Origin of the sequence: Akkermansia massiliensis (genome assembly GCF_023516715.1) — a bacterium.
GTDB lineage: Bacteria > Verrucomicrobiota > Verrucomicrobiia > Verrucomicrobiales > Akkermansiaceae > Akkermansia > Akkermansia massiliensis.
In genome coordinates this window covers 92,740-115,274 of sequence record NZ_JAMGSI010000001.1, presented here as the reverse complement: position 1 = coordinate 115,274, position 22,535 = coordinate 92,740, and the positions used below count along the sequence as shown (strand labels likewise).

The window sequence follows — 22,535 nt, the reverse complement described above, 5'->3', positions numbered from 1 at the left end:
GGAATGAGTCTGTCTTTTCCTCTCATGCGTTTCTTCCGGCCCTTCCTCCGCGTTGCCCCTCGGCAAGAAAAGAAAATGAATACCCGGCCCCATTTCCACCGATATGGACATTATCACAAGCAGGAGATACCCTCTTCTCCAACCAGCCGTTCAGACTGCCGGAAAAAGTCTGCAACTGCATCCATTCCGTCCACCCCTCCTGTCAAATTATCTCTTTCCTCTCATCCGACGGAAGACTCAATATGCTGAATCCCATAAAAAGACCCTTCTCCGCCCCGTACGTTTCCGCCAGCCAAAGCCTCTTTGCCGCGTGCATGAAGAAGGGCGGTTTGAATGGACATGCAATACCCTTCAAACCGCCCTGCCTGCAGGATTTCCATGACAGAAGAAACAGCCGGTAAACGAACACCGGGTGCCCTGCCTTCAAAGATTTTACCGCCTCATTTACCGGAAACAGAAGGCACCGGGCCTTCCAGTACGGCAGTAGCGCCCCTTGGAGCCGGTGGCGCTACCTCCAGGAACCTCTCCGTCACCGTCTCTTTTCTTTCCTCCGGATGGTCGATCAAAGAGATAACACGGTCCACCGCCTCGCATGCGTTGGGGTGCATTTCCTTCCGCGCCTCCCTCACAGCGCTGCAAGCCGTCCATGTGAATTCCTCCGTATGGGCATCCGCCTGTTTCATCACAGGCGCCAGAATCATGCCCTGATAAATGATCGCTCCAATAATGATCACCAGGCCGACACACCCGCAAGTCAGCGCGCCCCTGGCAGAACCATACGTCCTGTCATCACTCCTCTTTACCGCTACCGCTCCCAGAATAATAGCCAGAATGGCACAGAGAAGGCCGGGGACAATTGCTACCCACCCCAGACATGGAAGAAAGGCGAGCAACGCGAGAATCAATCCTACAATACCCAGAACCAATGCAAGAATGGTTGAAACGGTATCGGGGACGGAACGGCGGGGATCCGAGTAGTTTATTTTGTTCATCTTTCATTTTTTCATTGGATTTCCAGACACGGAAACGCTCTAATGTTAAAGAAAGCGTGTAAAATCTGTCAAGGAACCTCCCTGTTGCCCCTTGACGGCTCTCTCCTGTTCCAACATCCCCGGCTCATGTCAAAACAAAGACCGAACGCTTCTCAATGCGCTAAAAATAAATACCATGATTGCATGGTCAATCATACTGCTTCCCTAGTTGCATGCCTTCTTCAGAACATCGCCAGTATGACAAAAAACGCATGACACATCCATGGCCCTGCACCGGTCAGGAAGTTGTTTTTCCCTTTCCGCCTGCTGTTTTTTCATCCCGGAAGACCATTTTTCTTCCCCAAGCCTGCCCTCCTCCGCCAACACCATGCCAGATAAAACACGGCAGCTCCTCCATTGAGCAGCCCTGCCATAAACCAGACCGGAGCGCCCCGGTTCCTCTCCCATGCAGCGCGTATATTTCCGCGGGCCATTTCCACATACCCGCGCGTCATGCCGCACAAAGGACATTCCCGGTGCGGCACGGCCACGGAAGCCGCCAGTGAATTCATCCCGGCAGGACTGACTGCCAGGGCCATGAGGGACGGCGCCAACAACAGTAAGGACAGGATGGCCCATGCAGGCAGCCACACTTTCCTGGTCATCCAGCTATTGCGGCATGAACGCCACGCAGAGCGCATGCAATTCATCGCCGTGCTCCCTTGAAAGCGTTTCAGAAACTACAGGTCCTGGGAACCCGTTTCATCAGCGGGGGAGGAATCCTCCGCATCCCTGAGCCTTTTCAATTGCTCCTGGTTCTGCTGCTCCATCTGTTGAAGCTCTTTCTGGATCTCCTGCGCCTTCTTTTCCACATAATCCTGGTGCTGTTCCATGTAAGTCACGGTCGCGCTGGCCATCCATGCCTGCACAATGCCTGCTGCGGCAGATGCCGCCAACGCAATAATGGCGACGACAAGAGCGCCCTTGGGAGAGCCCTTGCTCACAGCCACAATACTCATGATGAGGGCAATAATGGCCAGCAGAGCCGCAGGAATCAGGGTAATCCAGCCCAGGCACGGGAAAAATCCGATCAACGCCAGCACCAGGGCAATAATGCCGAGGACCAAAGCAGCCGTGCAGGAGGGGGAACCGCTGCAGCAGGACGGAGGGGGAGAAGAATCAGGAGCATTCATCATCGTGTTATTCTATGGAGTTCAGTGAAAATTCCCTTTGGAACCTTCATCCCTTCCCTTACTGGAAGAGAGCATTCCTGTCAAGATGCAAGCTCTGCCATTCCGGACATCCGGCTGTCATTCCACGCCTCAAAGCATCAGATACCCCACCACCACAGCGGCTGTTCCCAAGAAGGCGCTGACCAGCATTAATTTCCGCTTCCCGCGGTTTTTCCACATCAGCAGAATTCCGGTAACATACAGTATAATCAGGGAAAGAGCCGCCCCGTATCCTAACGCAGTAAACCACCATCCCGCCTTCCCCTTGTGAGCCAGCATCAGATTGGGGTAAATGCCAGGCTCCACCACTTCCGCCCGGAGGGCATGGCCTTTCCTGAGGAACAGCACATGCGTATCCGTCATAGGACCCAGGAGGTAGTTCCCTTTGAACGGCCTTACCTTTCCTTCCGGCAATGCTACTCCACGGCGTTCCAGTTCCCTGCAGGAATCCTCATAGGGCGGCTGGTCGGCGGCATTCAGCTCATGCACTTCCACATGGGAAGTGAAGTGCTGGTCCACGCCGCCCATGTACAGCAGGCCGGTCACGGCATACACCACGATCATCGGCAGGAAAAACAGGCTCAGGACCAAATGAAGGGAATGGGAAGACAACGCTTTCATCATTATTCAAGTAATTATGTTATTATCCGTGGAGCAACTCCGCCAACGCTTTTCCCAACCGCCCGATCTGGACGGTCCGATGGGCCGCCGTTACCGTAACGCGCAGACGGGCCGTTCCGCGGGGGACCGTAGGATAACGTATGGCGGGAGCCAGAAAACCGCGTTCCAGCAACGTACCCGCTGCGGCCAGGGCGGCATCATTCTCTCCCATTACCACGGGGAAGATGGAGGAAACGGGCCTGCCGGGCATTCCCAGCGCGGAGGACAAGGCATCCGCCAGCACGGAAACATGACGGCGCAGTTCCTGCCCCTCTGCGCTCCGGATCACTTCCACTGCGGCCAGGGCGGCGGCGGCCAGGGCGGGAGGCGGAGCCGTGGAATAGATCAGGGACCGCGCAGAATTGATCATCACATCCGCCCAGGCGCGGGAACAGGCTACATAACCGCCGCTCACCCCGGCGGCCTTGCTCAAGGTCCCCATCTGAAAATCTATCCGGGAGGAGACGCCCAGTTCCTCCGCCAATCCCGCCCCGTGTTCTCCCAGCACACCGAATCCGTGTGCTTCATCCACCAGCAGCAGAGCGCCGAATTCATCCTTCAGGCGCACGATTTCCTGAAGAGGCGCGCGGTCCCCGTCCATGCTGAAAACGGATTCCGTCACCACCAGGATTCCGCCGGAAGGATTCGCGCTCCGCAAATGCTCCAGCTTTTTTCTCAATGATTCCATGTCGTTATGCAGGAACGTGGACAAGCGGGCACCGGACAGCCGCGCCCCGTCAATCAGGCTGGCATGGGACAGCTTGTCCATCAGCACCGTATCCTCCCGGTCCGCAATGGAGGTAATCACCCCCAGGGAGGTTGCGTAACCGGAGGAAAAGCTGACCGCCGCTTCAGTCCCCTTCAGATCAGCCAGGGCCTCCTCTAGACCGGAATGCGCCCGGCGCGTCCCCGTGACCAGGCGGGAAGCCATGGCCCCGGCCCCGCCATCACGCGCCGCACGGGAAAAAGCCTCCGCCAGGGCCGGATGATGAGCCAGGCCCAGGTAATCATTACTTGCCAGGTTGACTACCTCCCGGCCGTCCTCCATGCGGGCCATGCCGCCGGGCAGGCAATCCACATTCCGCAGAACGCGCAGCAGTCCCGCGGACTTCAACTCTGATAAAAACTGTCCAGGATTCTTCATAAGCGTTCTCGCTCCAGAAACATGTTAGCCGCCCACGTCAAGGCTCAGCACTACATTATGGCCGCCCATGGAAGCGGCGGACTTAACCAGCATCCGCCTCCCATCCAAAGGCAATTCTTCCGCAACACAAGCCGCACCTGCCGGGGAACTTACCCAGAAAGGATTAGGTGGCAAAGCCCCCTCCCTGATAAAAGCCAGCATCAGGGCCAGTTCCAGAATGCCGCTGCCGCCAATGGCATGACCCGTCCAGGGCTTCATCATCCTTAAATCCGGAATGCCGGTTCCAAAAACCCGTTTTAAAGCGGCCCGCTCGGAAGCGGCATTCCCCGCCGTTCCACTGGCATGGGGACAGACGGTCAAAGGAACTCTTCCATCCCAATTCCGCAGGGCGGCATCCAGCAGGGCGGCAATGCTCTTTCCGTCCTCCGGCATTCCCAGCGGGCTGTAGGCATCTGAATTCACCAGATAATCCTTCACGTAAATGCCGGGGCCGGAAGACAACTCCAGCGCCATGGCCGCCCCTCCCTCGGAAATGCACATGCCGTCGGCATGGGGACCGTAGGGATCATTCATTCCGTTGCGGGAAAGCATCCCGGAAGCCCAGTACGTCCCCAGCAGCTCCCGGCACAAGGGCAAATCCAGCCCGATAGCCAGCGCCCTCCTGACAATTCCCTGACGCATCAGCATGGCCGCCATGCCCACGGCATCCAGACCGGCGGCGCAGCCGCTCGCCAGCACGTGGTAAGGCCCGCGAATCCCCAGTTCAATGCTGACGCAGGAGGCAAGCTCACTGTGCAGGGAATTGGGAACGGCCAGAATCTTCATGGACCGCCGTCCGGGCCACGGGCTCAGCCAGCCGGAGGCGTTCCCCCGGGAACTGCCCACAATCAGGGCCGCATCCTTCAATTCTTCCTCTCCCCAACCGGCTTCTTCCACGGCCTGCCGCGCCAGCAGCAGCGCCAACTGGGAGGCAGGGCCGTTCCTGCGGCTGCATAAAAGCTTCCTGTCCGGAATCCACCCGCTCAAAACATCGCCCCACGGATGCCCCGCTCCCCACAGTTCCCTCAACGGCTTCAACACGCTGCGCCCTTCCCTCACTCCGGTGAGATGGGCTGCCGCCCCCATGCCAAAGCCGGAAGCCAGCCCCAGGCCGCATACCCGCGGCTCCGGTCTTCCGTGACTTTTTCCCCCCGCAATCATGACGGCGGCCAGACTACTGCCGCACCCGGAAAAACTCAAGCTTCCGGTACGTCAGGAACAGCCAGGAAAAACGGTACCCCTGCCGTCTTGCAACGGGCTTCCTTTTATGGCAATCATAGTCCCATGACCATTCAGACCGCCGGATTTTTATCTCTTCTCTTCATGGCCATTTGCCTTCCCTCCCTCTCCTTTTCCTCACCGCAAGGAAAATTCCAGGCGGCTGACTGGGCGGTACTCCATTCCTCCCGGAACGACCAGCGGCACGTCTCCTCCCGCGGCGTCGTGCAAACAATGCTGGAAAACATTCAGCCGGCATGCGCATTCTCTCCGGACATGAGACCGGAAGACTTCCCCGCCTGGCAGAAGAAAGTCCGGGAAGCCATGGAAAAACTGATGAAATTCCCCCTTCATGACAACCTTCCCGCACCCGTCCTGGTAAAAACCGTGCAGAGGGAACACTACCGGGTAGAAAAATGGGAAGCCTATCCCCTCCCGGGCGCTGCGGTACCGTTTCTGGTACTTGTTCCGGATACCGCTTCAGAAAAAAATCCGGTTCCCGTGCTATTCTGCATCCCCGGTTCTGATCAAACCAAGGAAGAACTGGCGGCGGAAACGTCGCCGGACCTGGCCCAGCCCCCCGTACCGCAGCCGGGCAGCAACGCCATGGCCTGCCACTACGTCAAACAGGGCTGGGCCGCCGTTGTGGTGGATAACGCCGGAACGGGAGAGGAGGGCGACGCCGAGCACGCCGCCGGCCGCTCTTCCCACGACTATGAAAACCTGGCCCGTTTCCTGCTGGAAATGGACTGGAGCTGGCTGGGCTACACCTCCTATATGGACCAATGCGTTCTGGACTGGGTAAAAACACGCCCCTGGGTGCAGAAAAACCGCATCATCCTGAGCGGCTTCTCCCTGGGAACGGAACCCATGATGGTGCTGGGCGTCCTGAATCCGGACATCTTTGCCTTTGTGTACAATGACTTCCTGTGCCGTACCTTGGAACGCGCCAAAGTCATGACCATGCCCAGCAGCAGGGGAGTGCGCTCCGCGCCCAACTCCATCCGCCACCTCATTCCGGGTTTCTGGAAGCAGTTTGACTTTCCAGACATTGTGGCCGCTTTGGCTCCCCGCCCCGTAATCTGTACGGAAGGCGGTCTGGACAGGGACTTCCAACTCATCTCCGCGGCCTACCGCACAGCCGGAGCGCCGGACCATTTCCAGTACCGCCACCAGCCCCGCTTTGCAGACCCGGCCCAACGCTGGCACGGAGAACATTTGCCCGCAGGGCTGGACAGAGACGCCTTTTTCCGCCTCGCCAATGTGGACCCGAGCAACCACTTCTTCAAAAAAGACCTGGTCATTCCCTGGCTCAAGGGCCTTTTAGGCAGGGGACAGCAATAAGCGGGAAAACCATCCCGTTCTCAAACACGAGTTGTGCGGAATAACGGAACAGAACGTTTCCCCTGCCTTCAGGAATGCAGAAACAATCTGCGGCACACTTTCCGGAAGGCACGGCCCAGCTTCCCGAAAAAGCCGACGACTGCACGGGCTTCCCTGTTAACGTCCATAGTCTTGAACAAATAACGCCGTACGGCATCCACCAGGGAGCAGCCTGCATACACCGCAACAGCCATTGCCAGTACCTTCACGACCATCAACGCAGGGGAAGAAGACGCGGCCCATTCAAAGACATCCCATAAAAACCATTTGCCTATCAAAACATTGCAATGCAGCACATAAACACTGAACGAGGCGGCCGCCAGCCATGAAATGCAGGCAACCGTCCTGCGGGATGAAAAACGCATGCGGGAAAAAATCAGGAACAGGGCAACCGCCGTTCCTACAATGAACGGAGAATTATAGGCAATAAACGTTCCGCCGCCCCTTATCTGTCCAATCAGGTACGGGGACACCACGTCAAGAACCATCTTGAACGCCCAGACAAAACATACACACCCGGCATAAAGCATCCATAAGGCGCCCGTCCTCATTCCAGTCAACAGGCCATGCTTTTTAATATACATTCCCAGCATGTAGAGAACGCCCAGCCACCAGACGGAATACCCTCCCTCTACAGGAAACACATCCCTGTGAAGCAAGGTGGGAACCACGGAAAACAGAACAAAAACGGTAACCAGAAGATACTGGAACTGTGATTTGGTAAGCCGGTTCCCCAGGACATTAAGGAAAGGAATAAAGAAAAACAGCCCTACATACGCCGTCACATACCAATACTGGACGGTTAAAACGGGAAACAACGAATTCAGGACGTCATTAAAATGAACCACCTGGGAGGAAAACAGCAGCACCAGCAGCAGACTGCCCGCCGTATAAAAAATCACCTGGAACCATAAGGTAACCACGCGTTCATACCTGAACGTCCCGTCACAGCATACATACCCAGTAATCAGCGCATAACAATTCACCCCGCAATAGGCGGCAATCTCCAGAAGCCACCCTACCCGGTAGGAAGCGGAATCATGATTGTCCAGCGGCAATACATGAGTGGCGGCCAAAAGATGAAGAACCAAAACCAGCATCATGGCGACAATGCGCAAGGCGTCTATTCCATAATTCCGCGACAGGGGAATATCCAGACTACCATAGGAAGAAGACTTTCCTTTTCCCTGATCACCAGCCGACAGCAAGCTCATGGGGATATTTCAACGGATTTCTTATCCGTGGTCAAGTTCCAAGCTTGAGGGAAAAGTATTTGAGAAAAAACCTCCGCTGGTTTAAGGGTATTCCGCCGGGAACGGCAGGCTTCCGGCTTTCGGATAAAGCATAAAATCCCAGGAGTGAGAAAGCGGCATATCCTCCTGTTCATATATCTTTTCAAGGACCGGGAGGCCCTTGTTCCCAGGGATTTCCTATTCTTTTTACACATGGCGTATCATGCTGCATCCCTGTGAAGAAAGGCTTTTCTTTCGGAAAACCTTTCCATCATTGATGAAAACGCGGATAAGAAATCCGCTGCCCATGATCAGGCAATCCGGCTATCCAAATCGAACACCTGCCCGGAGGCTGCCGTGAGGACTTCCTGCAAAAACAGAATAAACGCCGCGGCCTGCTCCGGCGTATTAAACCTGCCCAGAACATGCCTGGACAAAGCAGACTCCTTCACGCTCTCCCTCAACCCGGCCGTCATCTCCGTCAGCATGAACCCCGGCAGCACCAGATTAACGCGTATTCCCTCCTTTCCCCATTCCCGCGCCAGGCTCTTCACCAAGCCTTCCAGCGCAGACTTGGAAGCGGCATAGGCCGCCTGGGACGGAGCCGGGCGAAGCGCCGCATAAGAACCCACCATTACCACCTGCCCCTCCCGCTTCTCCCTCGCCATGGCTGCGGCGGCACAGCGGGCGCACCAGGCGGCTCCCGTCACATTCACGTTCATCACCTCGTCCCACTCCTTCTCCGTCTGTTTCAGGAATGGCCTGTCTCTGGTAATTCCGGCGGCGCACACCGCCAGGTCATACGGAGCATGTTCGTCAAACCAGCGGCGCACGGCGGAACGGTTCCCTACGTCCAGTTCAGCGTGTGACGGAGCATCCGCCTCCCATCCTGCGGCGGTAAAACACTCCACGGCAGCCCGCGCCAAACCGCCGTGGCCGCCGCTGATAAACATCCTTCCCATGCTGGAACCTCTCCGGAATCGTTAAAAGCCTCACTTGGGGTTCACCCACCGCCCGTACTCCTTGATCAGGTCCACCAGCCGCTCCACGGCCTCCTCCTGGGGAATGTTGAACTTGACGGGGGTGTGCTTCACGTACAGGTTGATCTTGTTCGGCGCGCCGCCCACATAGCCGAAATCGGCGTCCGCCATCTCGCCGGGACCGTTCACGATGCACCCCATCACGGCAATCCTCACGCCCTTCAAATGCTCCGTAGCCTTCCGGATGCGGGCCGTCGCCTCCTGAATATTGTACAAGGTGCGTCCGCAGGACGGGCAGGAAACGTAATCCGCACGCGTCAGGCGCGTCCCCGTAGCCTGCAAAATATTGAATCCCAGGAAGGAAGCCAGCCGGGGATCCGATTCCCCCTGAATCAGCACGGCATCTCCAATGCCGTCGCTCAGCAGGGAGCCGATATTGCGGGCGGCCACCAGCGGCACGTCCTCATCGGAAACGGAACCGGGCATCAGCGTATCCTTCAGCAGAATCAGGTGCCTGTCTTCCATGCGGGAAGCCAGAAGGCGGAACGCATACACGGGTTCCATGTCCAGGCCGTTCTTCACGGTGACAACGGACGGTTCGGCCAGTTCCTTCAGCGGCTCCAGCTCGTCACCGCAGCGGGGGTCCACCTCAATGGCCTCCAGTTGGCCGAAGGCCAGCTCCGGCATCATGTCCCCCATCGCATCCCGTTCCGTCTGGAGGGCGTAAAACCCCGCATCCGGCACCACCACGCGCACGGGCTGCTCCCAGCCCAGGCGCACCCCGTAACACATCGCCAGCCCTCCCTGCCTTTTGGAAAACTTCAGGGGATCATAGCTCAACTCCGGTTCGGGGAAGGAAGAAACGGGATCATCGGAACGCTCCGACGGCTGGAACGGATTGGACAGGCGGTAGGCCACAGGCACTTCCCGCACGGCGTCCTCCGTCAGGGAAACGCGCAGGGTATCCCCAATGCCGTCCGTCAGCAGGGACCCGATGCCCACCGCGCTCTTGATGCGGCCGTCCTCTCCGCCCCCGGCTTCCGTCACCCCCAGATGAATGGGATAATTCCAGTCCGGCCCCAAGGCATTCATGCGTTCCACCAGCAGGCGGTAGGCGGCCACCATCACCTTCACGTTGGAAGCCTTCATGGAAAACACCAGGGAATGGTAATCCAAGTCCCGGGCAATCTGAGCAAACTCAATCGCGCTCTCCACCATCCCCTCCGGCGTATCGCCAAAGCGGTTCAGAATGCGGTCGGACAGGGAGCCGTGGTTGGACCCGATGCGCATCGCGCGGCCATGCTCCCGGCAAAACAGCACCAGGGGCGTAAACTCCTCCCTCAGGCGGTCCAGTTCCTCACGGTATTCGGCGTCCGAATACTCCCTCACTTCAAACTTCTTCTTGTCGATGAAATTGCCAGGATTAATGCGTATCTTCTCCACCCACTTGGCGGCCTCCATGGCGGCGTCCGGCTTGAAATGAATATCAGCCACCAGCGGCACATGGCAACCCGCCGCGCGCAATTCACGGGAAATATTCTCCAGATTGGCCGCATACGCCTTGGTCTGGGCGGTCAGGCGGATAATCTCGCACCCCGCCGCGGCCAATTCCAGAGCCTCCTTCACGCAGGCATCCGTATCCCGCGTATCGGACGTCAGCATGGACTGGACCCGGATGGGATTGGAGCCGCCCACCCCCACATCCCCCACCATGACTTCACGGGTCACGCGGCGCGTATAACGGTAAGGACTCGGACAATAGGAAGACTGCATGAAACCACTCTACCGCGCCAGATTCCCCTGTCAACCATCCTTCAAAAACGGAAAGCCTTTTCACGTCAACCCATCAACATTGAAAAGGGAACGGAGCCGTTCCCGCTGCACGAAGACTTGATACGCTTTACAGCAAATTAACTATAACCAAGAATAACCATCATGTTTGAACCGCTCAGGAATGTCTTCATGCGAATAGCAGAAAAAAAGCAGGTAAAACTCCCCTCAACAACACCGGGAACAAGCTTTGGCTTGACACACAAAAAATTAACCCTGGACCACATTTCCTCCATGGGAGTCAAGGCAGGACTCTAAAAAAGATAAAGCACTGCCGGTTCCCACTAATCGCATCATTTCATCAATCCCTGTCACTTCTCAAGTTACCCATAACGGCAACGGCATCAGGAAAAAGAGCGGGCATCAGACAAGTTTTTCCGCAACTAAAAGCCCTTCTGAATCCGGAACCGGGTTACAACCTGGGAAATGCGGTTACACTTCCCTATTTCCCTGCATCGTTTGGGCAGATTGTATAAAGTGGTTCCTTTTAACATCATAGGGCTGCGTTATTTCTTTGGCGCTTCTTCCCATTACCCGGACTCGAATCACCAATCGACGCACTTCCAAACTTGAGCTATTTTGCCAATATTCGCTAAGCAATTAAATTTCAATCACAAGAAACCTACCGTGTTTCTTCGGGTTTCATGAACAACTGCATATTCTTAAGCAAAGCTTCGTCCATTTGTTTTGCCAATGGCAAAACGGAAATATCCATCGTCTCGTTTTTCAGCATAACGGCCGTATTACCCCGTATGAAACTAATTGAGGAGTATTCTCCCTGGGGTACGGGGACTCCCAATTCATTGATTACCGGTTTGAGGCAGACATCGTAATCTCCCACCAGACCGGGATGTACCTGCAGGATTTTTTTCAGGATATCCGGCTTGATAAGTTGTTTTGATTGCTCCGCCTGCATCGCGAACATCGCTCTCAAGGCCTGGTCTTTCGTATGAAGATGCAGAATCGTGTAGGTGACGGGATAATCCCGTCCATTCTTGTTCACGCTAAAAGTACCGGAACATCCGTTGATATGAGATTCGTCATGACCTTTTTCCGCAATAAAAGGGATATTTACGTGCTTCTTGAGCCAGCGCACCGTTCCGATGCCGCTATTAATATTGGGTATCATTTCAGGCCCCTTGTCTTCGTTCCCGTCCGGCATATTCAGGTTGAGAATATTATCATTCCGTTGCAGCTCACGAGCATTCCGATCAATCCTGTCGTATAAGCCCTCGGGCATGCCTTTTGTTAATTTCCTTAATTCTTCTTCATGCCTGGTCCTCTTTTGATAAGGCATCTTTGAAATATCCTTCCACTTTTTCACCGCCTGCCGCGTCCTTTTCGGAAAATACCCGAATTGGCGTTTTCCATTAAGTGCGGCGAGTATGGTCTCTGATATTTCAAAAAGTTCTTTATCCTTAAGCTCTTTTCTAATAAGCGGAAAGAACCAGTGGTCAGCGGCAATGAGGGAAAACCCCTCCTGTTCTGCAAAGAATTCCCCACATAATTTTTTATCTTCGTCTAAAATAAACGGGACTTGCAGAAATGCCATTTTTATACCGTCACCAAACATGGTCCATCGGTATTCACGGTTACGGTTGACCGGAGGTCCCTGTTTTTGTGAGACAAGCATTTCATCTACTGCTTTCTGACGACTGTAGACGGGGTTTGGGGAGTAGAACATTTTGACGGCCATGTAGACGTTTCCCATGATATCGACAATGACCCAGTAATTCTGCTCATAGTCCCATCCCAGGTAGTACTGAGATATATTGAGCCCTTCCATGTCTTTTGCCGCCTCGGACTGTCCAGGAACAGGATTCCCGCCTGGTTTAATTTCCTCATACAGGTTATACAGACGGGCCTTGCGCTCAGCAGGATTGGATTTTATGGTGGTCTGGTTCCATACTGCGGCCGGTTTTATTTCCCAGACTGTTTGGCCGGGATACAGGTCATTCCCTGCAACAGGCGCCCCATGAAGAATCTGCCCTATGAGGGTTACGGCAATGAAGAAAAAGGGGAGAATTTTCATACTGTGCGTGCAAGTCATGATGGTTATTTGTTAAATGAGAAGTAGCAGCCGCCAGGTTCGGTAAAATTACTCCTGTTTTCATCGGATTTCAAATCGTCTTTTATGTAATCACTTTCCGATTTGTTGGTAGGACCTGCATTGTAGGGAACAGGGTTATGTACTTTACCTCCATAAAGGCACCAGGCATGGCCGGAGCGCCAGGATTTTGTCTCCTCCTGTCCTTGTGCGTTTGTTGTTTTTCTAGTTTCCGTCCACCCGACTCCTCTGGAACTGACTCCGCCCGAGCCGAGAACCGACGCAGAATATTCCATAAGACCGGCAGCTTCCACACAGATGATTTTTGCCGTTCCTTTGTCGATGGCATCTACCATTCCGGCTACCGACAAGGGCATGGGGTTTTGTTTCTGATCCACATACAGGGAGCCGGTTTTTCCCACTTCCGGGTTCCATTCATCGTAATAAGAAGCACTGTTGGATATACCGCGACTAAGCCTGTCCATAAGCTGATCATGGGTGGTCGCTCCGCTGAAGTTCCACTTCCCAAAAGCTGTTTTCAGCAGGGTTTTCCAAGGCTTGTCCAGATTACCCCTGTCAAGAAGAACATAGCATTTGCTGATGGTCATTTGTTCCTTGGCGGATAACTTCACTCCCAGAACAGAGAAACTCCAGGATGCATTTTCTGCGCGTCCCCGGCATTTTCTCTCCACGGCTTCCTTGGCGGTGACGACACCCTCGGCTTTTCCATTGGCAATGGACAATTCAGTTGCTTCAGAGGCAAATATTCCGTCGGTGCACGTTGCCTTGATTGTTTTCATGGAGTCCGGCAGCGCCTTGAAGGTGACAGTAAAGGAAGGAATATCCCCTGCATAGTACCCTACGGGTGATTTATCGTCATCCGGTGTTTTATCCTCCCTTTTGAATTCCGGAACCGGAACAGGCTTCCCTCTGAATTGATCGTGAATGGTGAAACCATTGCCCCCGGCATTTTCCCTGAACTTGGCGAACTGTATTTGAATTAACGGAGCTATGGCATCCATTTCATCTTCGGCCACCTCTCTTTTTCTCTTTGGACCGACCACCCCCATGTTCACCTTAACTTTGACCTTGAATTCAGTTCCCCAGTATTCTTCACTGGGAGAGCAAATTCCCGTAGAAGAAAATCCTCCCTTTCCCCTGGGAGGGTCGCTCGTCATGATTGGCGCAGGTTCCCATATATACTTTCTTGTTTTACCATATCGGTATTCTACCCATTCCTGTTCTGAGTCAGGAGTAAATTTGGCAACAGCTTTAAATTTGTAAACTTTGCCTTCCTGCTTGTCCAGTATGGCTTTATCCCCATCTTCGGACATGGCGACATTCTCGCCAGGAGTTATTTTTACTTCGCACTTGTAATCCTCCGCCGCGTGTAACGGCATCAGATGAAACAGTAATGCCGGCAAGAAGATGGCAGTAAATAATTTAATGCTCATTATTTTTTATTCTTTAACCATTCTTTCATTTGTTGAACGTCAAGTTCCGGTTTCTTGTTTGAACCCGGCAAATACTGTTTCCAATCAATTTTCAAAGCGGACATTTTTCTGACTTCATCGACTGAAAAGGGAATGGTGGTATCCGGCGCGAATGTAGCCCATTCAGAAGATCTGTAGAAATAGACCGTATCCTGCAAACTGGCCCACGCTTTTTTCATTTGTTGCCGGAAGTCCTTCCTGTCCTCCGTTTCCCATATTTTCAGTCTCCATCTCCAGTTCTTTTTGATTTCATCTGGAGCCTGGGTAGCAAGAAGGTGTCTGTAGGCATAAATTCCAAGTTTTCTTGATGAGAAGATTTCTTTCCCGTTTAACAGCCTCATGTCTTGGCTGGCAGCCCATAATTTTAAGAGGCTAGAAGAAAGTTTACTTGCCTGCTCGGAGTTCAAAGGAGGGGGAGATGGTATGCAAAGCCCATAGTAGAATGATTTTTGATTTAGTCTTTCCAGGAGTTTGTCGACAGCAATTTTCGTTTCGTCCAGGGATGAGATAAATACTCCGTTGAGGGTTGTAGAAACTGAGTAGTTTTTCAATATTCTGACGTAGTACCACCCTGAGCCTTCGACGATGAAATTCTTGTAAACTCCACATCCGGCAAATGATTTAACCCTGCTTCGCGCCAGAACAGGCAGGGGTATGTAATCCTTAAGCCCGTCATAGGAAGGTTCCCGGAATAAGTCTTCTTCCTGAACTTCCTCCTCTTTTCCAAGTCCCAGGAAGGAGTCAAAATCAAAATTGGCAGGTAGTTTTCTGATTTCGAGTATGTAATCCTTGAGGCTGTTGTCCAGATCATTGTCGGCAAGCGGGGTTGGATCATAAAAATAAAAGGAGAGGAGCTGTTTTTTGTCCGGAACCTGAATCAGCACGCCAAGGTCCGGACCGTCAAAGTCTCTGTCTACGGATTCTCCCCGGTCACTCCACCGGGCAAGCGTTCTGGTCGTGCTGATGGGGCAGTAAAGGATGTTTTCGTCACCCCGTTCATTTTCCCAGATAACTTTTCCGGATACACCGCTTTCACCCACTTTGACGTGTGGACCCTTGACGGATTCGCATCTGTATGCATTGTCAAAAGCCTCAAGGACGGAACCCATAGGACCGGCAGCTCCGCACAGGAGCATGTAACTCCGTCCATAGCGTTCGCACCAGTCGCCCCGGGTAGCCCAGTCTTCATACCAGAAAAGGGCTTTTGCAGGGGGATTTGTTTTTTTCATTCCATCAATTGCTGTCCTGGTTTTTAAAAGTTCCGACAGTTGTCCAATGCCCGGGAAAGAAGGATGCTTCACATCATTCAACGGGAAAATCCGTTTTCTCTCTACATGGCCCAAATGCAATAATCCTTTTCCATACGTTCCGGCATACAAGCTGCCATCCGGCAGAGAAGCAAAACTGGTCACGCTGACCAATTTTTCCACTTCATCGTCACAGGGCATATCCACAGTCTGAATTTTTTGTAAATTTTTCCGCACAAAAGAAACGCCCTTTTCCCTGAATCCTATCCACATCCCTTGGGAAGACGGATAAAAACAGGTGATATAATCCTCCGGCAAAAGAGAATCGTCATTGTTTTCCCTACGGTTCATTTTCAAGAGTTTTTGAGCATGCCGGACAGACGTTTTCTCATCCGGTTTCCATAGTCCTTCATTTTTCGCCCCATAGTCCCTGCCCCTCAGAAAGTTCCAGTCTGTTTTATTTTTAGAGTACCCGAGTCCGGAATTGGTGCCTACCCAAATCCAGCCCGATTCGGCACAAATCGCGTTGCAAAAATTTGAAGGCAGGCCTTTCCCTCTGGCTTCAAATGGTTGGCGAACTCTCTGCAGCGTATCCCAATACCACTTTGTCTGCACTACATTCCACCGTGAATATCCGTTGGAAGGTTCTGCTGAAGCCACTCCGGAAGTTTGAAAAGCTGCCCAAAGAGTTCCTTTTCGATCAAAGGAGAGAGAAGCAATCTGGTCCTCCGGCAAACCTTCCGCCCTTGTGTAATCTTTCCATGATTCCGTTTCCGGTTGATAAACAGTCAGGCCGCCGGAAGTAGCAATAGCCACATCTCCACTGACAGGAGATACAGCCATGGCGAAGATCCTCTCCCCCGGCAAGGCATTTGACTGGTTGTACTGTTGCCATGATTTCCCATTCCACACAGCCACTCCTTTATTGTCTGTCCCCACCCAGATACGCCCCTGCCTGTCTTCGAGAAGAGCATAGAAATTTGTTGTATCAGGCAGCCCGTTTCCTTTTTGCTGCTCCCATTTTTCCCCTCCGTATGGCAAGCGCATCAATCCCTTCCCTTCCGTCGCAACCCAAATATCTCCTGAACGGTTGCAAACGATAGACGTAATAAAGGAAGCTGGACAAGCAGGCAATTCTCCGCCATTTGAAGGAATGCCCATGTATAAAAAACAATAGATCCAAATAAATAAATAAGATCTAACAATCAGAAACATAAAAAAATAGTAAAATAAACACGTAAAAAGTCAATTGTTAAGTCTAATTGCCAAGGAGCGCAAAAAAGATGACTGAGCCACTGGTACAGATCCAGTTCAACGAAACCGGCCCAGTCTGCTGAAAAATAACTAAACTAAAAATGAACCCCTGAAAAGAGGAACACGCTTCCTCCCCCCCGGTTTGTTGAAAATTAATTCATTGGAAATAAACGTAGAAGATGTCAACGACATCGAACTTGACTCCGCGAGAAATAGTCTAAGCCGTTTTTAAGTCATTAATTTCATCATCAACAATTCCTCCGGGACATTTCACAAGCATAAGCTTTTCCCAAATCCGCGGCATGCTTTTCCGCCCCTGCGGAAAGCCGGATGGAGCCGGCAGGCGGAATGCCTTCAACGCAGGGCCTGTCCTCCATCAGCCCGAGGATTTCATCCCTGGTCAGCATCACGTCACGATGAAGCATCCCCATGATGCCGACGGCGGCATAGGCGGCCCACGGAGGAACGGGCAAAACCGGACGACGGGCCCCGTCACCTTTCCCAGCATGGAAAACAATCCACGGAACGTATACGTTTCCGGCCCCACTGCTTCAATCACGCTGTTTTACCCGTCTTCCCGCAACGCTTCCCGGGACCGCCAGGAGCGGTCAAATCCTGTACATGAACCGGCTGAAGGCGGCTTTCTCCATTCCCCGGAAACCGTTACAGCATGGACTGCACCACAAACAACACGACGGACCCCACATAAACGGCCGCCAGCACCACGGCGGCGCAACACAGAAAGAGCCTGTATCCACAGGCCAGTACCATCCTTCTGAGCTGGGATTCCGGATGCCGCCGCGCCCACCACGCATACAGCAGAAAAAGCAGAGCCGTTCCGGCTGAAACAAACAGAGATTCTTTCAACAGAGGCGGATAATAATCAAACACCACCCTGTTCCGCCCCTCCTGAAGGCGCACCGCCATCAATTCCCCCACCTTTTCCACGGGCACGTCCACCCCGTTCCGCGTGGCCTTCCATCCACGGTCATGCACCACCGGAACCATCAGCGCCTCCCCCTTTCCGGCAGAGAGGGACACTTCCACATGGCCTCCGCGTCCGTGCGCCTCCAACCCGTATTGATCCTGGCCTTTCCCCAGAACCGGAACATCCTGCTCCGGCATTCGCGCCGCAGCCGCCAGAAGAGGAGCCTCCACCAGCCGCCGCATCCTTCCCTCCACCACGGTTTCCCCGGTTACACCCGCACGCTTTAATTCCAATGCTCCATTATAGGTGCGGCACGTCCCGCCGGGGGCCTTCTGCGCTTCCGCCATGACGGGCACCGCGCGGCCATTGACGCGGAGTTCCTCCGTATCCGTCTGCGGGAAGCCGTACACCGCGCCGGGATATTCCGGCACGCTCATCCGGTAAAAGTTGCCATTCCTCTCCGTCCGCACTTCCACGGGAGCATACAGGGGGCCTTCCGCTGACGGGCAAAGCGCGGCATGCAGGGCATTGAGATTGCTGAACACGCCGGCTTCCGCATCCAGCCGCAGCCCCAGCGCGCTCTGGGGAACCACCAGCCCCCAGCGGGCGCCCGGAAGCCTGTATAAATACATGCCTTCCCGGGAAAGCACGCTCTCCATTCCTTCCACGGGACGGGACGCCAGCAAAAAGCCATGGCCCAGCAGCAGATCGGAAAACAGGGTACCCCCCTGACCATACGTGCGCGTGAATTCATCCCGGTACCCCAGGTTTTTCAGAAAACGGAAATGGCTGATGCTCGTGGTATGCCGGAAGTTGCCGATGCTCGGGACAGGCCCCAGGCAATCCGCGTTGTCCACCAGCAGGCGGTCCCTGTCTTTCACGCGCAGAAGCCCGGCGTACCCGTCCATTCCGCGCGCCAGCCATTCCGCATTCAGGGCCAGTACAGCGGCCTTTTCCTCTTCTCCCTGCTTCCAGAACGCGGCAGCCCCCACGGGCAGCCCCAGCAGAATCACGGCGGCTATGGACCACCCCAGCCTTTTGCCTTCCGCATGCCGCCAGCACAGCCACGCGCATGAAAAAAACAGCAGAGGCAGAAGGCGCGCCACCAGGTCCATATCCGTCACGTGAAGGACAATCAGGGAGACGGCAAACGCCGCCACGGGAAGGCCAAGGCTCCATCCCCAGCCCCAGCGCCGCCCCGCCGGCTGCGGCAGCCTCCCGCCGGACAGGATCCAGGCGCAGAACGACGCCACCACCAGATTGGGAATGAACCCGAACCGGACCGGAAAATCCACGTAGCTCCACAGATGGGCGGCGCGGTGAAGGGGTTCAATGAACGCAGGGAGCACGGACGCCGCCAGCAGGAGAAGAAACAGCCGCCTCCCCTTGTTCGCCGGCGGGGCCTCCTTCCTCCCGTAAACCAGATAGACGGCAGCCAAAGCGGTGCACGCCATTCCCGGCAGGCAGGAATACAGGCGTTCCAGGAATTTGGGAGGGTCAAACGGCCAGGACAGTTCAAAAAAAGTGGGGGGAGTCATGAACAGGGACCGCATGGAATCCCGGCTCATCTCCATCATGGGCAGCCAGTAATAGCAGGTCGCCAGCGTCACCGCCGCCGTGTACCAGAACACGCGCGCCAGCCGGACGCGGCGTTCTGCCGTCCCTTTCAGGGGAAGCGTGAAGGCCCACGCGAACAGCCAGCCGGTCACGACGGCCATGAAAGCGCTGTACATGGAGGTAGCCAGCAGAAAGAGGCCGACGGCATACAGCCACCCCCTCCCTCCGTTCACCAGCTGGTAAAGGCCCAGGGCAAACAGGGGGAACATGGCGGCGTGGTCCAGGAACTGCATGAACCCGTACTTGGTCTGGAAAAATCCCCCCAGGGCATAACCCGCCGTCAGCAGCACGGTCCAGCATACGGGCAGGGAGGGGAAGACGCGTCTCAGAAACCAGGAAGCCGTCAGGCAGATGCAGGCCGCGTCCGCCAGCATCACCCATACCATGTCCTTCAACAGAAAGGAGTCTCCCATCGCCACCACAATCCAGGTGGAGGGAACCAGCAGCTGGTGCGGCAGGGAGGGGCTCACGCGGATGCCCGCTCCTCCATTGACATCATAAAAGAAGGACCCGTCCAACGCTCCGGTCATCAGAGCGGAGGCATAATATTTCAAGGTGGGATACACCATCTGCCCGTTATCCATGTATTCCAGGTAATGGCCGCCAAGCGGCCAAATTCCGCGCACCGCCAGGAACAGGAACAGAACAGCCAGGGCGAACGCAACAGACGCCAGAGACGTCAATACCGGGCGGGAAGAAGCGGGTTCCATGGCTCAATCAGCGGACAAACGGTTCGGCGGCCTGGACCAGGCGCAGGGCGCGGGCGCATTCCTCCACATCATGAACACGGTGAATACGGGCGCCGTGCAAATGTCCCCATACCGTCATCACGGCGGTGCTCAGCGGCGCACGCCCCTGCTCCGCATCACCCAGAACGGCTCCCAGCATGCGCTTGCGGGAAAGGCCCAACAATACCGGACGTCCCGCCACCTCCAGCCTGTCCATATTGGACAGCAGGGCCAGATTGTGTTCCAGCGTCTTGCCGAAGCCGATGCCAGGGTCCCAGCAAATCTGCTCCGGGACCAGGCCGCGGCCCAGCAGAAAATCATAACGCTCCTCAAAATAGCCGCGCACCTCCCGCACCACGTCTTCATAAAAAGGCGCGTTCTGCATCGTTTCAGGCCGTCCCTGCATGTGCATCGCCACTACGCCGCAGCGCGCCTCCGCACACAGCTCCGCCATTCCCTCCTCCTGCAATCCGGAAATATCATTGATCACGTCCGCTCCCGCTTCCAGCACAGCCGCCGCCACGGCGGCATGGCGCGTATCCACGGAAATCACGGCGTCCGTGCATGGGCGGAGTTCCCGCACCACGGGAAGCACCCGGTCCAGTTCTTCCTCCACGGAGACCTCCGCCGCACCCGGCCTGGTGGATTCCCCCCCAATGTCCAGAATAAGGGCTCCCTGCCGCTCAAGCTCTTTTGCATGGGAAACGGCGCGTTCCACCGTATGGAAACGCCCTCCGTCGGAAAAGGAATCCGGAGTGACGTTTACAATTCCCATCAGCACGCCGCCGCGCGCCACATTCAATATGTCTCGCCTTACAAGCCAGTTCATCTAATTACGTTCTTGTCAAAGGCACTATACATCACTTTAATAAGTCAGAAACACTTTTTTCACCATGAAAACAACGCCCCTGCTTCTCATCATCCCCCTGCTCATGACGGCCGGAGCCCTGGCGGCCAGCCAGGATGATTTCAACGTCCAGACCGCTTCCTCCCGCATGGTCAAGCATGAAGACGGGTCGCGCAGCTACTTTGAAAAGACCGGGGACGGCAAGGGGATGAAAAAAACCACTTACAACATCCACAACGTTCTCGTTTCCGTAACCCTCTACAAAAGAGGCCCCTTTGGAGAACTGCGCTCATGCCTGATCTTTGACGGGCAGAAGAACGAACTCTTTTTCGTACGCTACGGTTACGACGGCAACGCCAACCTGAGGGAGGAGCAAATGTTCGATTCCAAGAGCAAGGAACTCGTGCGCCGCTTCCTTTACACATATGACGACATGGGCAACCGCAGCAAGCCCGTGTGCATCACGCTGGTCAAGAGCACCAAGGACATTGAGACGCACGCCGTTCCCACCGCTCCGGAAAAGGACCCCTTTGCCGACGATTTTAAAAAGAAGAGCAAGTAAGCGCCGGACCCGCGGGGCAATGGTTCCCCCTTCGCGCATGCCATCCGTTTTCTCCGTCTTTCAACCGGCCGCCGTCTCTGTGATGCGCGGCCGGTTTGACGTTATACCGCCGTGCGGGAAAATTGCGGCGAGTTCCGGAGACGGACGTTTTCTTTCCCCAGAAAAAGACCTGGTCCAAAGGCATGCCCGAGGTTTGAAACACGGCAAATCCGCGCCAACCACCCTGGCCAGGCGCACGACGACCCATTTAAAGGAGGAACAGCTTCCTAAAAAGCCCTTTTATTCTCCATCGCTGGCTTCCAGCCTGTTACGCCAGCGGCGGGCCACCCAGGGGCGCACCAGCCCGTAAAGCAGGTAAATGGAGAAAATGACCGCGGGCATCACCCACGGGAATTTGAAGATGCAGATGACCGTCAGCACAATGAGCACGATCGCGTACATGGTCCCCCGCGTGCGCATGTTGATGTGCTTGAAGCTGGGATAAACCACACGGCTCATCATCAGGACGGACACTCCCGCCATCGCCAGGGCAATCACGTACTTGAACACGCCCAGGTCCATGGCCCCGTCCGGAGCCCTGCCCGCCAGATACATCACCAAGTACATGGTGGAAACCACGGCGCCCGCCGCCATCGGAACGGGCAGCCCCACAAAATCGCTGCTCTGCCCCTCCTTCCGGGGAGCGGCGGCCATGCAGTTGAACCGCGCCAGGCGCAGGGCGGCGCACAGCAGATACAGGATGCCTATGCCCCAGCCCACCTCCGGCGGAGAAAGCTGGAACAGGACCGCCTTGGCCACCAGCAGCGCCGGAGCAATGCCGAAGGAGACAATGTCCGCCAGGGAATCAAACTCCCGTCCGAACGGGCCGTCCTGCCCGCGCATGCGCGCAATGCGGCCGTCAAACAAGTCAAACAGGCACGCCGCGAAAATCAGGAACGTGGCATTCTGGTAATAGGAGAAAGCCGCCACGGCGTCGCTGTCCGCCTGGTTGATCCCTTCAAAAATCGTCAGAATGGCGAAAAACCCGCACACCAGGTTCCCTGCCGTAAACAGGTTCGGCAGAATGGGAATCTCAGGTTCGTCCGGAAAAATCTTCTTGTCCATGGTCGGTGTCCAGTGGGGC

At 55.1% G+C, this 22,535-nt stretch carries 19 protein-coding genes; 3 read left to right on the top strand and 16 right to left on the bottom strand.

Annotated elements, in window-relative coordinates; genetic code table 11:
- Positions 1–440 precede the first annotated feature (440 nt).
- On the bottom strand, positions 441–992 hold the full coding sequence (locus tag M8N44_RS00485; RefSeq protein WP_022396259.1) for a hypothetical protein: 552 nt from the start codon (positions 990–992) through the stop codon (positions 441–443).
- A 314-nt stretch (positions 993–1,306) separates the two neighbouring features.
- A complete protein-coding gene (locus M8N44_RS14085; RefSeq protein WP_417001680.1) occupies positions 1,307–1,465 on the bottom strand; it encodes a hypothetical protein in 159 nt (52 codons plus the stop codon).
- A gap of 19 nt (positions 1,466–1,484) precedes the next feature.
- Between M8N44_RS14085 and M8N44_RS00480 the strand changes: the two genes are divergently transcribed.
- A complete protein-coding gene (locus M8N44_RS00480; RefSeq protein ID WP_180975284.1) occupies positions 1,485–1,697 on the top strand; it encodes a hypothetical protein in 213 nt (70 codons plus the stop codon).
- A 14-nt stretch (positions 1,698–1,711) separates the two neighbouring features.
- On the opposite strand, the gene M8N44_RS00475 is transcribed toward M8N44_RS00480, so the two are convergent.
- The 4 genes from M8N44_RS00475 to M8N44_RS00460 form a co-directional block, all read right to left on the bottom strand.
- Complete coding sequence (locus M8N44_RS00475; RefSeq protein WP_102729176.1) at positions 1,712–2,167, bottom strand: hypothetical protein; 456 nt, start codon at positions 2,165–2,167, stop codon at positions 1,712–1,714.
- Between the two features lie 126 nt (positions 2,168–2,293).
- The gene (locus M8N44_RS00470) at positions 2,294–2,827 is read right to left on the bottom strand and encodes a hypothetical protein (protein ID WP_022396262.1); all 534 of its coding nucleotides are present in this window, start codon (positions 2,825–2,827) and stop codon (positions 2,294–2,296) included.
- A 19-nt stretch (positions 2,828–2,846) separates the two neighbouring features.
- A complete protein-coding gene (locus tag M8N44_RS00465; RefSeq protein ID WP_022396263.1) occupies positions 2,847–4,007 on the bottom strand; it encodes an aminotransferase class I/II-fold pyridoxal phosphate-dependent enzyme in 1,161 nt (386 codons plus the stop codon).
- Between the two features lie 24 nt (positions 4,008–4,031).
- Positions 4,032–5,246 (bottom strand): beta-ketoacyl synthase N-terminal-like domain-containing protein, encoded by a 1,215-nt coding sequence (locus M8N44_RS00460; protein WP_146021214.1) that lies wholly within the window; start codon positions 5,244–5,246, stop codon positions 4,032–4,034.
- An 84-nt stretch (positions 5,247–5,330) separates the two neighbouring features.
- On the opposite strand from M8N44_RS00460, the gene M8N44_RS00455 reads away from it, so the two are divergent.
- Positions 5,331–6,608: an alpha/beta hydrolase family protein gene (locus M8N44_RS00455; RefSeq protein WP_102729174.1), complete on the top strand. Its 1,278-nt coding sequence runs from the start codon at positions 5,331–5,333 to the stop codon at positions 6,606–6,608.
- A gap of 68 nt (positions 6,609–6,676) precedes the next feature.
- On the opposite strand, the gene M8N44_RS00450 is transcribed toward M8N44_RS00455, so the two are convergent.
- The 9 genes from M8N44_RS00450 to folP form a co-directional block, all read right to left on the bottom strand.
- Positions 6,677–7,861: an acyltransferase gene (locus M8N44_RS00450; protein ID WP_102729173.1), complete on the bottom strand. Its 1,185-nt coding sequence runs from the start codon at positions 7,859–7,861 to the stop codon at positions 6,677–6,679.
- Positions 7,862–8,190: 329 nt separating this feature from the next.
- Positions 8,191–8,841 (bottom strand): SDR family NAD(P)-dependent oxidoreductase, encoded by a 651-nt coding sequence (locus tag M8N44_RS00445; protein WP_102729172.1) that lies wholly within the window; start codon positions 8,839–8,841, stop codon positions 8,191–8,193.
- A gap of 30 nt (positions 8,842–8,871) precedes the next feature.
- Positions 8,872–10,632 carry a (E)-4-hydroxy-3-methylbut-2-enyl-diphosphate synthase gene (ispG, locus tag M8N44_RS00440; RefSeq protein WP_102729171.1) on the bottom strand — a complete coding sequence of 587 codons (1,761 nt, stop codon included), beginning with the start codon at positions 10,630–10,632 and terminating at the stop codon, positions 8,872–8,874.
- 679 nt (positions 10,633–11,311) lie between these two features.
- Positions 11,312–12,721 (bottom strand): hypothetical protein, encoded by a 1,410-nt coding sequence (locus M8N44_RS00435; protein WP_102729170.1) that lies wholly within the window; start codon positions 12,719–12,721, stop codon positions 11,312–11,314.
- Between the two features lie 23 nt (positions 12,722–12,744).
- Positions 12,745–14,190, bottom strand: a complete 1,446-nt coding sequence (locus M8N44_RS00430; RefSeq protein ID WP_022396270.1) for a hypothetical protein — start codon at positions 14,188–14,190, stop codon at positions 12,745–12,747.
- Complete coding sequence (locus M8N44_RS00425) at positions 14,190–16,691, bottom strand: ligand-binding sensor domain-containing protein (protein ID WP_102729169.1); 2,502 nt, start codon at positions 16,689–16,691, stop codon at positions 14,190–14,192. The genes M8N44_RS00430 and M8N44_RS00425 overlap by 1 nt, the downstream gene beginning before the upstream one ends.
- 287 nt (positions 16,692–16,978) lie before the next feature.
- Positions 16,979–17,203, bottom strand: a complete 225-nt coding sequence (locus tag M8N44_RS00420) for a hypothetical protein (RefSeq protein WP_102729168.1) — start codon at positions 17,201–17,203, stop codon at positions 16,979–16,981.
- Positions 17,204–17,393: 190 nt separating this feature from the next.
- Positions 17,394–19,985, bottom strand: coding sequence for a YfhO family protein (locus M8N44_RS00415; protein WP_102729167.1), 2,592 nt, complete (start codon positions 19,983–19,985; stop codon positions 17,394–17,396).
- 7 nt (positions 19,986–19,992) lie between these two features.
- Positions 19,993–20,832 carry a dihydropteroate synthase gene (folP, locus tag M8N44_RS00410; protein ID WP_022396274.1) on the bottom strand — a complete coding sequence of 280 codons (840 nt, stop codon included), beginning with the start codon at positions 20,830–20,832 and terminating at the stop codon, positions 19,993–19,995.
- 64 nt (positions 20,833–20,896) lie between these two features.
- Here folP and M8N44_RS00405 point away from each other — a divergent pair, with 64 nt between their 5' ends.
- Positions 20,897–21,412: a hypothetical protein gene (locus M8N44_RS00405; RefSeq protein ID WP_102720996.1), complete on the top strand. Its 516-nt coding sequence runs from the start codon at positions 20,897–20,899 to the stop codon at positions 21,410–21,412.
- Between the two features lie 279 nt (positions 21,413–21,691).
- On the opposite strand, the gene pssA is transcribed toward M8N44_RS00405, so the two are convergent.
- Complete coding sequence (gene pssA, locus M8N44_RS00400; protein WP_102729166.1) at positions 21,692–22,516, bottom strand: CDP-diacylglycerol--serine O-phosphatidyltransferase; 825 nt, start codon at positions 22,514–22,516, stop codon at positions 21,692–21,694.
- Positions 22,517–22,535 lie beyond the last annotated feature (19 nt).

Bases quoted from the DNA above. Each gene is read 5' to 3' on its own strand.
- M8N44_RS00430 (WP_022396270.1), bottom strand. From the start codon at position 14,190: ATGAGCATTAAATTATTTACTGCCATCTTCTTGCCGGCATTACTGTTT.
- M8N44_RS00405 (WP_102720996.1), top strand. From the start codon at position 20,897: ATGAAAACAACGCCCCTGCTTCTCATCATCCCCCTGCTCATGACGGCC.
- M8N44_RS00445 (WP_102729172.1), bottom strand. From the start codon at position 8,841: ATGGGAAGGATGTTTATCAGCGGCGGCCACGGCGGTTTGGCGCGGGCT.
- M8N44_RS00475 (WP_102729176.1), bottom strand. From the start codon at position 2,167: ATGATGAATGCTCCTGATTCTTCTCCCCCTCCGTCCTGCTGCAGCGGT.
- ispG (WP_102729171.1), bottom strand. From the start codon at position 10,632: ATGCAGTCTTCCTATTGTCCGAGTCCTTACCGTTATACGCGCCGCGTG.
- M8N44_RS00485 (WP_022396259.1), bottom strand. From the start codon at position 992: ATGAACAAAATAAACTACTCGGATCCCCGCCGTTCCGTCCCCGATACC.
- M8N44_RS00470 (WP_022396262.1), bottom strand. From the start codon at position 2,827: ATGATGAAAGCGTTGTCTTCCCATTCCCTTCATTTGGTCCTGAGCCTG.
- M8N44_RS00455 (WP_102729174.1), top strand. From the start codon at position 5,331: ATGACCATTCAGACCGCCGGATTTTTATCTCTTCTCTTCATGGCCATT.
- M8N44_RS00415 (WP_102729167.1), bottom strand. From the start codon at position 19,985: ATGGAACCCGCTTCTTCCCGCCCGGTATTGACGTCTCTGGCGTCTGTT.
- M8N44_RS00435 (WP_102729170.1), bottom strand. From the start codon at position 12,721: ATGAAAATTCTCCCCTTTTTCTTCATTGCCGTAACCCTCATAGGGCAG.
- pssA (WP_102729166.1), bottom strand. From the start codon at position 22,516: ATGGACAAGAAGATTTTTCCGGACGAACCTGAGATTCCCATTCTGCCG.
- M8N44_RS00480 (WP_180975284.1), top strand. From the start codon at position 1,485: ATGCCGCACAAAGGACATTCCCGGTGCGGCACGGCCACGGAAGCCGCC.
- M8N44_RS00465 (WP_022396263.1), bottom strand. From the start codon at position 4,007: ATGAAGAATCCTGGACAGTTTTTATCAGAGTTGAAGTCCGCGGGACTG.
- M8N44_RS00450 (WP_102729173.1), bottom strand. From the start codon at position 7,861: ATGAGCTTGCTGTCGGCTGGTGATCAGGGAAAAGGAAAGTCTTCTTCC.
- folP (WP_022396274.1), bottom strand. From the start codon at position 20,832: ATGAACTGGCTTGTAAGGCGAGACATATTGAATGTGGCGCGCGGCGGC.
- M8N44_RS14085 (WP_417001680.1), bottom strand. From the start codon at position 1,465: ATGGCCCGCGGAAATATACGCGCTGCATGGGAGAGGAACCGGGGCGCT.
- M8N44_RS00425 (WP_102729169.1), bottom strand. From the start codon at position 16,691: ATGTTTCTGATTGTTAGATCTTATTTATTTATTTGGATCTATTGTTTT.